Below are 14,033 nucleotides of genomic sequence, written 5' to 3'. Positions count from 1 at the left end.
ATCAAGGCGAGGTCAACACTAAGGCACCCGGCGTGGGCGGGTTGAGGGCATTGGGGGCCAACAAGGGGCGCTTCTGAGGCCATGACTGTAGGGCTCGATGAATCCGCGATCCTTCACGCTGTGCGGCAAAACGCTGAAATGAGTCATGACAAGGGTTGCTGAGGTCTGCTAAAACGATTCATCAGTGCATCACCCAATCCAGAGGGGTAGCGACATGACCACAGCCAATATTCTCCAGAACCTGTTCCCAAGCCCCGCCGACATCCCGGACAAGTACCGCCTTGATGGCCAGACCGAGCAGCGTGAGTACCTGGTCGATGGCGTACTGAGAACCTGGAACGGGCCACTGGCCCAGGTCCGTAGCCCGGTTTACCTGACCGGCGCCAATGGCGACGAGCAAGTGATCCTCGGCAGCACGCCGCTGCTGGATGCCGAGACCGCATTGACCGCCCTCGACGCCGCCGTACGCGCCTACGACCGCGGTCAGGGACTGTGGCCGACCATGCGCGTGGCCGAGCGCATCCAGCACGTCGAAACCTTCCTCGGGCGCATGCGCGAGCAGCGCGACGCCGTGGTCAAGTTGCTGATGTGGGAAATCGGCAAGAACCTCAAGGATTCGGAAAAGGAGTTCGACCGCACCTGCGACTACATCGTCGACACCATCAACGCGCTCAAAGAACTCGATCGCCGCTCCAGTCGTTTCGAACTGGAACAGGACACCCTCGGCCAGATCCGTCGCGTGCCGATGGGCGTGGCCCTGTGCATGGGGCCTTACAACTATCCGTTGAACGAAACCTTCACTACGCTGATTCCGGCGCTGATCATGGGCAACACCGTGGTGTTCAAACCCGCCAAACTGGGCGTGCTGCTGATTCGCCCGCTGCTGGAAGCCTTCCGCGACAGCTTCCCGGCCGGGGTGATCAACGTCATCTACGGCAGTGGCCGCGAGACGGTCAGTGCGCTGATGGCCAGCGGCAAGATCGACATCTTTGCGTTCATTGGCACCAACAAGGCCGCCAGTGACCTGAAAAAACTCCATCCGAGACCCCACCGCTTGCGCGCGGCGCTGGGCCTGGATGCGAAAAACCCGGGCATCGTCCTGCCGGAAGTGGATCTGGACAACGCGGTCAGTGAGGCGGTGACCGGCTCGCTGTCATTCAATGGCCAGCGCTGCACGGCCCTGAAGATCCTGTTTGTTCACGAAGACGTGGTCGAGTCCTTCATCGACAAATTCAATGCCCGGCTTGCCAACCTCAAACCCGGCATGCCTTGGGAAAGTGGCGTATCCCTGACGCCCCTGCCGGAATCGGGCAAGGTCGACTATCTGCATTCTCTGGTAGCGGATGCCGAGAGCAAGGGCGCCAAAGTGGTCAACCCCAACGGTGGCGAGGCTCGTGCATCGTTCTTCTACCCGGCGGTGCTGTACCCGGTCACGCCGCAGATGCGGGTCTATCAGGAAGAACAGTTCGGCCCCGTCATCCCCATCGTGCCGTACCGCCATCTGGATACGGTGATCGACTACGTGCTGGAGTCGGACTTCGGCCAGCAGTTGAGCATCTTCGGCACCAACCCGGTGGCGGTCGGCCGGCTGGTGGACACCTTCGCCAATCAGGTCGGGCGCATCAACCTCAATGCCCAGTGCCAGCGCGGCCCGGACACCTACCCCTTCAATGGTCGCAAGAACTCCGCCGAAGGCACCTTGTCGGTCCATGACGCATTGCGGGTGTTTTCGATCCGTACCCTGGTGGCCACCAAATTCCAGGAGACCAACAAGGACCTGATCAGCGAGATCATCAGCGGCCGCAGTTCGAGCTTCCTGACCACCGACTACATCTTCTGAGGAGAGCCAGCCTGAGTACATCCAGAGCCCAACGACTGCCACCGCTGTTGCGCCGATTGCTGCGTCCGCTGCTGGACCCGTATCGGCGCTATCGCCATGCCCGGGTAATCCATGCGGTGCGGGTGTCGCTCGGATTGCTGGCGACCATCCTGCTGACCACCGGCATCCATCTGCCCCACGGTGAGTGGGCGTCGGTGACGATGCTGGTGGTGATCGGCGGCTTGCAGCATCACGGCAACATCGGCAAAAAAGCCGCCGAGCGTGCCATTGGCACCTTGATCGGCGCCGGTGTCGGCCTGGCGTTGGTGGCGCAACAGGCCTGGCTCGGGATGCCCTGGCTGACCTATTTCGCGATGTCGGTGGTCTGCGGTTTTTTCTCGTATCACGCCATCGGCAAGGGTGGTTACACGGCGCTGCTGTCGGCGATTACCGTGTTCATCGTCGCGGGGCACGGCGACAACCCGGTCACCGATGGCTTGTGGCGCGGGGTGGATATCCTGATCGGCATTGCCCTGGCTTTGGCGTTTTCCTTCGCCCTGCCGCTGTACGCGGTTTATTCCTGGCGCTACAACCTGGCCGATGCGCTGCGTGATTGCGCGAAAATCTACGGGCGCATCATTGACGGCCAGCCTATCACTGCCGACGAACACCTCAAGCTCATGACCCGCCTGAACGCGGTGATGGTGCAACTTCGCTCACTGATGCCGTCGGTGTCCAAGGAAGTGAAGATTTCCATGACCGAACTGGATGCTATCCAGCGCAACCTGCGCATGTGCGTCAGTACCCTGGAAATCCTCGGCAATACCCGACCGGATGCCAATGACCCCGAGGCGATGAGGCTCCTGCAAACGGCATTGAAAGCCGAGCATCGACAGATTCGCGTGCAATTGATCGGTATGGCCAGGGCGTTGAAATCAGGCGCCGCCCAACGGCTCAATCGCCCTATGGATTTGCCGCTGGTCAGCCTCGATGCGCCGGTCTACAACACGCTGGACGGCTATCGTTTGTTGACTCAACAACTGGCTGCCAACGTCGGCGAGATGCGCCAGCGACTGGCCAGCAATGCGCCGCGCTGGAACATCTGACACCTGGATCGCGGGTTACGGCGTCACCGTGCGCCGAAACTTCAGCGACCAGCCTTGTTGCATGCCGGCAGCGGCCAGCAGAATTGCCGCGACACCGATCCATTGCAGCGGCTCCAGACGATGGCCGAAAGCAAACCAGTCGACGAAAATCGCCGCAATCGGGTAGATGAAGGACAGCGCCCCCGTCAGCGCAGTCGGCAGTTTTTGAATCGCGCCGTACAGCAACACGTACATCACACCGGTGTGCACCATGCCCAACGTCACCAGGCTGGCCCACGCACTCGGTGCCTGGGGCAATACCGAAAGATTCGCGAATGGCGCGAGCAACAACACACCCGTGCTGACCTGGATCAGCGCGATCAAATGCGGCGGAGTTCCCGTCAAACGCTTGATGATCAACGCGGCAATCGCGTAGAGAAACGCCGCACCCAACGCCAAGGCAATGCCCGTCAGGTAATCGCTGCCACTCTCGCCCTGGCTGCCATGGGCACTGACAATTGCCAGCATGCCGAGAAACGAAACTCCCAGCCAGGTCAGTTTCTGCGCGGTGATCTTTTCATTGAGGAACAAAGCCGCCAGCCCGACCAGCATGAACGGCTGGACGTTATAGACGGCGGTGCCGATGGCAATCGACGCCCGGGAATAGGACGCGAACAACAGCACCCAGTTGCCGACAATCGCCACACCGCTGAGCACCGCCAGCTGGAACGTGGTGCGGGTCAGAATGCCAGGGCGCAGAAAGCCGAAAGCCGCGCAAATGAGCAGCAAGGTGCCGGCACCGAACAGGCAGCGCCAGAACACCACGTCCAGCACCGGTTGCCCGGACACCAGCACGAACCAGCCGATGGTGCCAGAGATCAGCATGGCGGCCGTCATTTCGAACGAACCGCGGCGTAGGGATTTGTCCATCATCAGACTCCTGTGTTTGTGACCAAAGTATGCCAATGCACCCAGGCGCTACTCCAGAGCAAAAAGCAGGCTAAACTCGGGATCTGCCTTTTTTATCAAGGCCGTTTTGAAAAAATGCCTAACAGAGGGTTTCGCCATGACCGACGATATCGACCAGGTGCTGATCACGGCCCTGATGGAAGACTCGCGACGCTCGCTCAAGGCCCTGGCGCAAATCAGTGGCCTGTCCTCCCCCAGTGTTGCCGAGCGTCTGCGCCGCCTGGAAGAACGTGGCGTGCTCAAGGGCTACACCGTTGAAATCGACCCGAGATGCTTTGGCTATCAACTCCAGGCCATCGTGCGTATTCGCCCGTTGCCGGGGCAATTGCAGGAAGTGGAACGGCAAATCATGGCCATTCCCGAATTCACCGAGTGCGACAAGGTCACCGGCGACGACTGTTTCATTGCGCGCCTGCATGTGCGCTCGATGGAACAACTGGACACCCTGCTCGACCGCCTCAACACCCATGCTGAAACCAATACGGCGATCGTCAAGAAAACTCCGGTCAAGCGCCGGTTACCGCCGATGGCGTGAGTGATATTTATTTCAGCCTGAAGTAGATTGACGGTTTCCGGCGAAGGATTGACGGTATGAAAATTCAGGCGATGCTACTCGTGGCGATGCTGCTGGCGGGTTGCGGCACGATTCAAACGGTTGTGCGCGGTGACGAAGTGGCTGCAAAAAGCCTCAAGGACCACAAGAGTTATTGCGGCGCGGTACCACGAATCTACAGCGGTGTGACCTACGATTTCTGCTACCTGAACGCGCCCCTGGAAGACGGTCGGGATGCGCAGGTACATGGTCCCGCCCCCGCTATCGTGCTGCTCGACGTGGTCGTGTCCGGGGCGATGGATACCTTGCTGCTGCCCTACACCATCTACCGCCAGCAAGCCGACGGCAGCATCGTCATTGTGGAGTGACCCTGAATTTCAGGTGATAAAAAACCCGCCAGAGCGGGTTTTTTTACTTCAAGGTCAACGATCAGTCGTCGCGCCCCATGATGCCGAACAGCTGCAACAGGCTGACGAACAGGTTGTAGATCGATACATACAGGCTGATGGTGGCCATGATGTAGTTACGCTCGCCGCCATGGATGATGGCGCTGGTCTGGAACAGAATGCAGACCGAGGAAAACAGCACGAAACCTGCGCTGATCGCCAGTTGCAGGCCGCTGATCTGGAAGAACATGCCCGCCAGTGTCGCACCCAGCAGCACGAAGAAGCCTGCCGTGATGAAGCCGCCGAGGAAGCTCATGTCCTTGCGGGTAATCAGCACATACGCCGACAGACCGCCGAACACCAGCGCCGTCATCGCGAAAGCCGAGCTGACCACTTCAGCGCCGCCCTGCATACCCAGGTAACGGTTGAGGATCGGGCCCAGCAGGAAACCCATGAAACCGGTCAGGGCAAATGCCGATACCAGGCCCCAGGCCGAATCACGGAGTTTGTTGGTGAGGAAGAAAAGACCGTAGAAGCCGATCAGCACCACGAAAATGTTCGGGTAGCCAACACGCATCTGCTGGGCAACGTAGGCCGTCACACCGCTGAATGCCAGGGTCAGGGCGAGCAAGCCGTATGTGTTGCGCAGGACGCGGCTAACCTCTAGCCGCTCAGCCTGCACGCTGTTATTAACTGCGTAATCCTGTTCGCGCATGGCGACACTCCTGTTGGTTTGAAACGTTCAGTCGCAAAGATCATAACAGACGCTCTGTAACAAGCTACGCAGAGAGTTTGACAGTGTGTTTCATTCAGGTATTATGGCGCCCGCAACGCAAACGGAGGTGTGGCCGAGTGGTTTAAGGCAACGGTCTTGAAAACCGTCGACTGTAACAGGTCCATGAGTTCGAATCCCATCGCCTCCGCCATATTTGTACCGACAAAGCCCTGATTATTCAGGGCTTTATCGTTTCTGGCTTTTGGAAAAAACCTGCCAGCCCACACTTCGGCCCACGCCCTGGATGGAGCCTTGCCTTTCGACCTGCGCGGTTTCCGACGGCCAGCACATTTGAAAACTTCAGTACTCACAAGCCTTCGGTCCACCCTGCCCCCGGTCGTTTTAATGCCCGCGAATGTAGTGTTCCAGTTGCCGGATCAGCTCGGTCTGCTCGACGATGGCTTCCTTGACCAGATCACCAATCGACAACAGGCCAATCAGTTGGTCGCCCTCCACCACCGGTAGATGACGCAGATGACTGTCGGTCATGACCGCCATGCAACGCTCAATGCTCTGCTGACTGTCTGCAGTCACGACGGGCGCGCTCATGATGGCCCGCACCGGCGTACCGACCGAAGAGCGCCCCTGTAGAACGACCTTGCGCGCATAGTCGCGTTCGCTGATAACGCCGACCACCTGCCCCTCCTCTATGACGGGTAGAGCACCGACATTTTTTTCCGCCATCATCCTCAACGCCTCAAGCACCGTCTGGTCTGGCGCGATGCTATGCACCCGCCGGTTCTGCACGGCCTTGAGCTTCAGCAGTTGTGCGGCTGTTTTCATACGAACCTCCGATACTGTTTGTCATTGATCATCGACTCCGCCGGAGCCTGGCATACATCATTAATTGAATGAGCGCTCAGACCCCGGCGAAATCCATGGGGTCAGGCCACCGCGACCTCCACCTGGCCTTCGTTCAGCCGCACCGGCCAGACCCGCAGGCGCTGCTGCGGATACTCCAGGCAACTGCCGTCCTCAAGGCGGAAATGCTGTTTGTAGAGTGGCGAGGCAATCACCAGATCGCCCTTGATGCTGCCGATCAGCCCGCGACCGATGACATTCGCCCCGGATTGCGGGTCATGATTATCGATGGCATAGAGGGTCTTGCCTTCGGCAGCCGGCAGGTAGAAAAGCGCCACTTGTGCACCGTCGAGCCAGACGACGACGCCGGAGTTACTCACCAGATCCTCCTGGCTGCACACCGCTTGCCAGGCATCGGGATTGACCAGGGAGGAACTGGAATAGGCTCGCTGGGTATCGGACTGGCTCATCAGGCAATCTCCTCAATGACAGGGATAAGGTGGAGTTCAGCGGCCATGATCGGCCGGCGCTGACCGCGTTCCTGGACAAAATGGATGTCCGGGTCCGGGCGTTGATCGTTGACGAAGGTGCGGAAGCGCTTGAGCTTTTCCGGGTCTTTCAGGGCGTTGGCCCATTCGCATTCGTAGCGGTTGACCACCAATTGCATCTGCGACTCGAGCTCCTCACCCAACCCGAGGCTGTCGTTGATGATCACGTCCTTGAGGTAATCCAGGCCGCCCTCCAGGCTCTCGCGCCAGACCGAGGTACGCTGCAACTTGTCGGCGGTGCGGATGTAGAACATCAGGAACCGGTCGATGTAGCGAATCAGGGTGGCGTCATCAAGGTCGGTAGCGAACAACTCGGCGTGGCGCGGGCGCATGCCGCCGTTACCGCACACATAGAGGTTCCAGCCTTTCTCGGTGGCGATTACGCCAACGTCCTTGCTCTGCGCCTCAGCGCACTCACGGGTGCAACCGGAGACCGCGAACTTGAGCTTGTGTGGCGAGCGCAGGCCTTTGTAGCGATCCTCGAGGGTCAGGGCCATTTTCACGCTGTCCTGCACGCCATAACGGCACCAGGTGCTGCCGACACAGGACTTCACCGTGCGGGTCGATTTGCCATAGGCGTGCCCGGTCTCAAAACCCGCTTCAATCAGCTCGGCCCAGATGTCCGGCAACTGATGCAACTGCGCGCCGAACAGGTCGATGCGCTGCCCGCCGGTGATTTTGGTGTAGAGGTCATATTTCTTCGCCACCACGCCGATGGCGATGAGCTTGTCAGCGGTGATCTCGCCGCCGGGAATACGCGGCACCACCGAGTACGTACCGTTTTTCTGCATGTTGGCCATGAAGGTGTCGTTGGTGTCCTGCAACGGTACCAGCGACGTGTCCATGATCGGCTGGTTCCAGCACGAGGCCAGAATCGAACCCACCGCCGGCTTGCAAACGTCGCAACCGGTGTGGCCACGGCCGTGCTTGGCCAACAGTTCTTCGAAGGTGATCACTCCCTCTACCCGTACCAGCGCATAAAGCTCCTGGCGGGTATAGGCGAAGTGTTCGCACAGGCTCTTGTCGACACTGACGCCACGGGCAATCAGCTCATGCTCGAACACTTGCTTGAGCAGGCCGGCACAACCGCCGCAGCCGGTACAGGCCTTGGTTTGCGACTTGAGCTGGCCCAGGTCCGTGCAGCCGCCGTCGATGGCCGAACAAATGGAGCCCTTGGTGACGTTATGACATGAGCACACCGTGGCCGACTCGGGCAGCGCACCCGGGCCCAGGGTCGGCGCGCCTTCGGACGATGGCAGAATCAGGCTGGCGGGTTCTGCTGGCAAGGTAATGCCGTTCTGCATGTATTGCAGCAAGGTGTCGTAATAGCTGTTGTCACCGACCAGCACTGCACCGAGGACATGTTTGCCACTTGCATCCACCACCAGGCGGCGATAGCTGGCGCTGGTTTCGTCGATGAATTGATAGCTGCGTGCGCCTGGGGTATTGCCGTGGGCGTCGCCGATGGAGCCGACATCCACCCCCAGCAGCTTGAGCTTGGTCGACATGTCGGCACCGGTGAACGGCTCGGCGACTTCGTTGCACAGACGGGCCGCGACGCTGCGCGCCATCTGGTAGCCCGGCGCGACCAGGCCGAACAGGCTGCCGTTCCATGAAGCGCACTCACCGATGGCGTAGATGTTCGGGTCGCAACTGAGGCACGCGTCGTCGATCACCACGCCACCGCGCGGACCGATCTCCAGCGCGCATTGACGAGCCAGCGCGTCTTGAGCGCGGATACCGGCGGAAAACACGATCAGGTCAGTTTCGAGGAATTCGTCATTGGCGAAATTCATGCGATAGCGGTACTGCTCGCCAGCGCTGATCGATTGAGTGGCGCGGGACAGGTGTACACCGACGCCCAATCGTTCGATCTGCGCCTTGAGCGCCTGGCCACCGAGGTCATCCAGTTGTACCGGCATCAAGCGCGGTGCGAATTCCACCACGTGGGCTTCAAGGCCCAGGCTTTTCAACGCGTTCGCGGCTTCCAGACCCAGCAAGCCACCGCCGACCACCACACCGCGCCGGGCATTGGCTGCCGCAGCCCGAATGGCATCGAGGTCTTCCAGGGTGCGATAGACCAGACGCGACTCACCTTCGGCGCCTTCGATTGGCGGAACAAACGGATAAGAACCGGTGGCCAGAACCAATTTGTCATACGTGACGCAACCTTGCGAGGTGACCACCTGGCGACGGACGCGGTCAATTTCCAATACCGGCACACCCAAATGCAGCGTAACGCCGGGCGTGTGGTAAAGCGACGCATCGGACAGCGCCAGCGACTCGGCATCACGACCGGAGAAGTACTCGGAAAGATGCACACGGTCATAGGCACGCATCGGTTCCTCACTGAAGACGTGCAGCCGGTAATGGTCAAGCGCTCCCCGCTCGATCAGCTGTTGGACACAATGATGTCCGACCATGCCATTACCGATCACGATCAGCGTTTGCATCTTGTTCAACGTGGCAACATTGGAATTCATAGAAAGCACCCAGCCCGAGCCAATCACGGTTTTAAAAGCAAAAAAAAACGCCTGAAACCTTGCGGTTCCAGGCGTCTTTGCCTGTTCTTTTGCGGTGTTGAAACCAGGCGTCTATGCCTGATCCACCGATGCTGCCCACGACCTGTCCGGCCAATCGATCGTCGTTGACCGAGGGGGCTGTCCACACGAATGCGTTCCAAGTGGACCTGATGTCAGCCTTGCAGCCTTTGTGCCAGCCAGCGACAGAGAGACTTCAACTGTCTGGAAACACTGACTCTTGAGCCCGGGGGGATTGTCACGACGCTGGAGCTACCGCAGACGAAAGCGCTTTGCGGCGCTTCCGACTGGTGCACGTTGTGACGCATGGCGCTTTATAAAAGTGCATGGACAGTTCGATTCCACAGGCCGTCAGCACTCAAGCCTCGATCAGCTGTTCCTGTCAGCCCTGTCATGTCGTCGTCACATACACCAAGCACAATGGGATCAGCCAAATGGATTTGGCCCATCTACAGAGAGCTTGGCCGACACCGGGCTTTTTTCATTGCTACGACAGGCTTTTCACGAAACGCTCACAAGATGGAGCGCAGATTGGCAGCACAAAAGGATTTGACCCCAAACAGAAGGCCCGCCATTGCGCGGGCCTTTTGCTGCCTGCATTGAGCCCGTGACGAACCGATTTCAACTGTGATTCAACCGCTTCGTAAAGTGAAACTGGCGGCGAGAAGCAGAATTGACAGCGAACCCGGCCGATACGCAGTGGTCATAACAGCTGATGGCAGCGCAAATGTTCAGTGGCCCAGGGCGACTTCACTCACGAGCGATGCCAGCAAATTCACACATTTCAGGGCGCGCCGGATAACCTCAGTGGGTTCGGTTCCTGCATGAAGCAGGCACTTGCCGCTGCTCTCATCCCATGCTCCCTCAGCGGAGTACGCAAATGACTCAATCAATGAGGTTCTTCCTGTCGTTCTTCCTCGCGGCTGCAACATTGGCATCGGCCAGTTTCCTGAACAATGCCGGAGCGGCTACCGCCGAGGATCTGAATGCCGACGCTCGACAAGCGTTGCAGACTCTCAACAAGACCCATCCTTTTTCCGAAACCATCTCGCACAACGCCAAGGCTGTGCTGGTTTTCCCGAAAATCATCAAGGCGGGTCTCGTGTTCGGCGGCAGCTATGGCGAAGGCGTTTTAATGAAGGGCACGAAAGTCGAGAACTACTACAACTCCGTCAGCGGTTCATGGGGGCTGCAGGCCGGCGCCCAGTCGTACGGCTATGTGGTTTTCCTGATGACCGATAAAGCCGTGAAATATGTCGCTGAAACCAAGGGTTGGGAAATCGGTGTAGGGCCAACGGTTGTCGTGGTGGATGAAGGGGTTGCGAAGAACCTGTCCAGCTCGACGCTCAAAGACGACGCCTACGCGTTCATCTTCGACCAGCAAGGATTAATGGCGGGGGTCAGTATCGAGGGAACGAAGATTTCTCTGATCAAGCGCTAGCGTCAGCCGTTTGATTGACCATCGGGAGCGTGATGACGGCCTATGCCAACCCGGATGGGTTTTCCCGTTCAGGCTAGGCTGTCCTCACTCCTGGCGCACGGACGTAGCTGATGATTAGGAAGCTATCTGGACGAGCAAGGCTGGCATTGGCTGTATCGACCGTGACGCAAAAGTATGGCGCGGCGCACCAGGCCTTCCTGATCGTGCCGCTGGTGTGTGGCGTTTTCATTGACCTGGTCAATGCTGTGATCATCAGCCTGTTCAGTGGCCTATAGCGACCCACCTCGACTCTCGGACGACCATACACACTGAAAAAAGGAAAGCAGACGAAAGGAGCAGCAGGATCGATGCCGCAAGGATAGGCTCAAAGAAAGAGTGTGCCCCTGCCCTGATCTGGCGGGGTACGATCTCAAATACACCTCTTGCTACAGGGGAACCGGGATGACGGGAAAAACTGCGCGTCAATGCTCGCCATGGATCCTGCTTTCCCTGCTCGCCATCGACCTGGTACTGACAGCGGGATGTTCAGGCAAAGCCACCACGGCTCGCTATTCAGCCCCAAACACGGGTTCAACCTGCTATGCAAAAGCCCTCCCCACTGTCGGCGAAGGCGGCCTCGCCTGGGCGGACACCCTGGACATGGCTCGCCAGAAATCCCTGGATAATTGCATCCGCTATGCGGGCCGATCCGGCGGCACGCCGAATACCTGCCACGTGGTGATGGCGGAATGTAAGCATTGATAGAGCGGTTTTTCATTTCTGCGCCGCTTTTGCATTTCTGTGCGACAGATCCCACTTCAGGGGCTCCCGTTTCACACGCTCGTGGTGGTAGTTTGCAAATGTTTCTGATCAAACGATCAGATATCTCGTACAAACCGCCTGCAAAGGAATGCCCCCTGCAATGGATTTTTCCCTCAAGCACCTGGCTGCGACCACCCTCATGCTCGCCAGCCTTTCGTCGTTCACCAGCGCTGCCCACGCCAACATCACGCCACAACAGAGCGCGATCATCCTCAAGACCTTCAGCGATACGTCGGTCAAGGATTTCAGGCAGTTCCTCGCAAGTCTGGCCAAGAGCGATATCGCCAAGACCGACGACCTCGGCCCGGCCGTCCGTGCGTTCCAGGGCAACAAGACGCTTACCGCTGAGCAGCAAAACCAAATCCATCGCCTGCTTGGCCTCTATGCCCGGGTGAAATACGGCAGCGCGGCCACCGAAACCTTGAAGGAGCTGGTAGCCATTCCAACCGTGCGCGTGGACGGTGTTGCCCAGCACGACAATCCCGAATTTCTCAAGATTGCCGAGAAAATCAAGGGCCTCGCCCAGGCGTTCAACCTGAACTTTCGCAACATCGATAACCGCGTCTATGAAGTCTCCCTGGAAGGCGCTGGCGATGAAGTCGTGGGCATTCACGCCCATGCCGATGTGGTGCCGGTGACGCCGGAGAACTGGGTGCTGCAGGACGGCACCCGCCTCGATCCGTTCAAGGTCACTTTGGTCGGCGACCGCATGTATGGCCGCGGCACCGAAGATGACAAGAACGGCATCGTGGTGGCGCTCTACGCCATGAAGATCATCAAGGAAGAGCAGCTGCCGCTGGCCAGGAACTTCAAGCTGCTGGTCGACACCACCGAAGAGACCACGGGCGACGCCATCCCCTACTACTTCGAACGCAACCCGACCCCCAACTACAACCTGGCGCTGGATGGTGGCTACCCGGTGGTGATCGCCGAGAAAGGTTACGGCACGGTCATGGCCAGCTTCGCCAAGCGCACCGCGCAAGGCAAAGGCGCAGAAATCACCTCGATGACCGGTGGCCTGGCCACCAACCAGATTCCGTCGACATCGGTCGCGACCCTGGTGACCGACAAGCCCGCCGAACTGGCCGCCCGCCTGCAAAAGGCCGGCAGCGAGTATGCCAAGCGCAACGGCGGCAACTTCGAGGTCGCCGCCAAAGTCGACGGCAAGGACGTCAAACTGACGGTCACCGGTGTGTCCGCCCACTCCTCCGAGCCCGAGTCCGGCGTCAACCCGGTGGCCAGGATGCTCGACTTCATCAATAGCCTCGACGGCAAGGTCGCGCTCAAGCACAACCAGATCACTGACGCCGCCCGCTACGCCGCCGACAACTGGGGGCTGGACTACCTGGGTGGCAAGTTGGGGGTCGGTTTTGCCGATGAGTTCATGGGCCCGCTGACCACTTCCCTGACCTATGTCGGGATGGATGACAAAGCCTTCAAACTCGCGGTCAACCTGCGCGTGCCGAAGGGTAAGACGCCGCAAGTGCTCAAATCCGAAATCGCCGGAAAACTGGACGCCTGGAGCAAGAAGACCCGGATCGCACCGACCTTCGACCTGTCGATTGCCGAACCGATGTACCGCAACCCCGAGGGTGAATGGGTCAAGGCCCTGCTCGCGGTGCCCAGCGAAAACCTCGGCATGGAACACAAGTTCGGCACCTCCGCCGGCGCCACCTCCGTGCATGAACTGCCTAACGGCGTGCAATTCGGCCTGGCCATGCCGGACGTCAAATACACCGGTCACAACGACAACGAGTTCAAGACCACCGAGCAGTTCCTGCTGGACCTGCAGATCGTGACCGAGATGATGGGCCGCATCGGGCAATTGCCGAAACTCTGATCCCCCTTCGGACCCGCCGCCCTGGCGGGTCCATTGCCTTCACTTCCACTCCCAAATCACATGCAGGCCCCCTTGTAGGAGCGAGCTTGCTCGCGAAAAACCAGAGGACGCCGCGGTAAGTCTGGTTTCCCGCGTCATCGTTGGCCTCCATCGTCGGAACGCCGCCCGGAGCAAGCTCGCTCCTACACGGCGGACAAAAACAAAACCCCTACCTGCAGACGCAGATAGGGGTTTCGGAATTTAATCTTGACGATGACCTACTCTCACATGGGGAAACCCCACACTACCATCGGCGATGCATCGTTTCACTGCTGAGTTCGGGATGGGATCAGGTGGTTCCAATGCTCTATGGTCGTCAAGAAATTCGGGTACTGAGTCGTGACCAGATGRCCTCGCTTCAGCAAATTGGGTATGTGATAGCTTTCGGTGTTTTGTGAGCGTCGAACTTTCGGTTCATTGCGTCTTCACACACCGC

At 59.1% G+C, this 14,033-nt stretch carries 12 protein-coding genes, 1 tRNA gene, 1 rRNA gene and 1 pseudogene; 9 read left to right on the top strand and 6 right to left on the bottom strand.

Features of this window, described 5'->3' with window-relative positions; translation table 11 throughout:
• The first annotated feature begins 214 nt into the window (after window positions 1-214).
• Together AC1DWG_RS28865 and AC1DWG_RS28860 are read left to right on the top strand one after the other, a co-directional pair.
• Window positions 215-1,840 (top strand): NADP-dependent glyceraldehyde-3-phosphate dehydrogenase, encoded by a 1,626-nt coding sequence (locus AC1DWG_RS28865; RefSeq protein ID WP_477760327.1) that lies wholly within the window; start codon window positions 215-217, stop codon window positions 1,838-1,840.
• Between the two features lie 44 nt (window positions 1,841-1,884).
• Window positions 1,885-2,925, top strand: a complete 1,041-nt coding sequence (locus tag AC1DWG_RS28860; protein WP_477764107.1) for an FUSC family protein — start codon at window positions 1,885-1,887, stop codon at window positions 2,923-2,925.
• A gap of 15 nt (window positions 2,926-2,940) precedes the next feature.
• On the opposite strand, the gene AC1DWG_RS28855 is transcribed toward AC1DWG_RS28860, so the two are convergent.
• Entirely contained in the window at window positions 2,941-3,834 is an 894-nt protein-coding gene (locus tag AC1DWG_RS28855; RefSeq protein WP_477788691.1) for a DMT family transporter, read from the bottom strand.
• 136 nt (window positions 3,835-3,970) lie between these two features.
• On the opposite strand from AC1DWG_RS28855, the gene AC1DWG_RS28850 reads away from it, so the two are divergent.
• Both AC1DWG_RS28850 and AC1DWG_RS28845 read left to right on the top strand, forming a co-directional pair.
• Window positions 3,971-4,408: an Lrp/AsnC family transcriptional regulator gene (locus tag AC1DWG_RS28850; RefSeq protein ID WP_477756987.1), complete on the top strand. Its 438-nt coding sequence runs from the start codon at window positions 3,971-3,973 to the stop codon at window positions 4,406-4,408.
• A gap of 56 nt (window positions 4,409-4,464) precedes the next feature.
• Window positions 4,465-4,794, top strand: coding sequence for a YceK/YidQ family lipoprotein (locus AC1DWG_RS28845; protein ID WP_477756988.1), 330 nt, complete (start codon window positions 4,465-4,467; stop codon window positions 4,792-4,794).
• A gap of 61 nt (window positions 4,795-4,855) precedes the next feature.
• On the opposite strand, the gene AC1DWG_RS28840 is transcribed toward AC1DWG_RS28845, so the two are convergent.
• A complete protein-coding gene (locus AC1DWG_RS28840) occupies window positions 4,856-5,527 on the bottom strand; it encodes a Bax inhibitor-1/YccA family protein (RefSeq protein WP_477788690.1) in 672 nt (223 codons plus the stop codon).
• A 123-nt stretch (window positions 5,528-5,650) separates the two neighbouring features.
• On the opposite strand from AC1DWG_RS28840, the gene AC1DWG_RS28835 reads away from it, so the two are divergent.
• Window positions 5,651-5,738, top strand: a tRNA-Ser gene (locus AC1DWG_RS28835).
• Between the two features lie 191 nt (window positions 5,739-5,929).
• On the opposite strand, the gene AC1DWG_RS28830 is transcribed toward AC1DWG_RS28835, so the two are convergent.
• From AC1DWG_RS28830 to nirB, 3 genes are all read right to left on the bottom strand, one after another.
• Complete coding sequence (locus AC1DWG_RS28830) at window positions 5,930-6,370, bottom strand: CBS domain-containing protein (protein ID WP_477756596.1); 441 nt, start codon at window positions 6,368-6,370, stop codon at window positions 5,930-5,932.
• 101 nt (window positions 6,371-6,471) lie between these two features.
• The gene (nirD, locus tag AC1DWG_RS28825) at window positions 6,472-6,858 is read right to left on the bottom strand and encodes a nitrite reductase small subunit NirD (RefSeq protein ID WP_223448538.1); all 387 of its coding nucleotides are present in this window, start codon (window positions 6,856-6,858) and stop codon (window positions 6,472-6,474) included.
• Window positions 6,858-9,419, bottom strand: coding sequence for a nitrite reductase large subunit NirB (nirB, locus tag AC1DWG_RS28820; protein ID WP_477788689.1), 2,562 nt, complete (start codon window positions 9,417-9,419; stop codon window positions 6,858-6,860). The genes nirD and nirB overlap by 1 nt, the downstream gene beginning before the upstream one ends.
• 937 nt (window positions 9,420-10,356) lie before the next feature.
• Here nirB and AC1DWG_RS28815 point away from each other — a divergent pair.
• From AC1DWG_RS28815 to AC1DWG_RS28800, 4 genes and pseudogenes are all read left to right on the top strand, one after another.
• A complete protein-coding gene (locus AC1DWG_RS28815; RefSeq protein ID WP_477755602.1) occupies window positions 10,357-10,917 on the top strand; it encodes a lipid-binding SYLF domain-containing protein in 561 nt (186 codons plus the stop codon).
• Between the two features lie 152 nt (window positions 10,918-11,069).
• Window positions 11,070-11,192: pseudogene (locus tag AC1DWG_RS28810) on the top strand (sodium/glutamate symporter); the annotation flags it as partial.
• A 166-nt stretch (window positions 11,193-11,358) separates the two neighbouring features.
• The gene (locus tag AC1DWG_RS28805; RefSeq protein ID WP_477763959.1) at window positions 11,359-11,658 is read left to right on the top strand and encodes a hypothetical protein; all 300 of its coding nucleotides are present in this window, start codon (window positions 11,359-11,361) and stop codon (window positions 11,656-11,658) included.
• Between the two features lie 160 nt (window positions 11,659-11,818).
• Window positions 11,819-13,558 (top strand): dipeptidase, encoded by a 1,740-nt coding sequence (locus AC1DWG_RS28800; RefSeq protein ID WP_477763958.1) that lies wholly within the window; start codon window positions 11,819-11,821, stop codon window positions 13,556-13,558.
• A 244-nt stretch (window positions 13,559-13,802) separates the two neighbouring features.
• On the opposite strand, the gene rrf is transcribed toward AC1DWG_RS28800, so the two are convergent.
• Window positions 13,803-13,918 (bottom strand): 5S ribosomal RNA (gene rrf, locus AC1DWG_RS28795).
• Window positions 13,919-14,033 lie beyond the last annotated feature (115 nt).

It is taken from the genome of Pseudomonas sp. P4_B3, from assembly GCF_056402295.1.
Note: the sequence above shows the minus strand (reverse complement) of the source record. Positions and strands in the feature narration are given on the sequence as shown.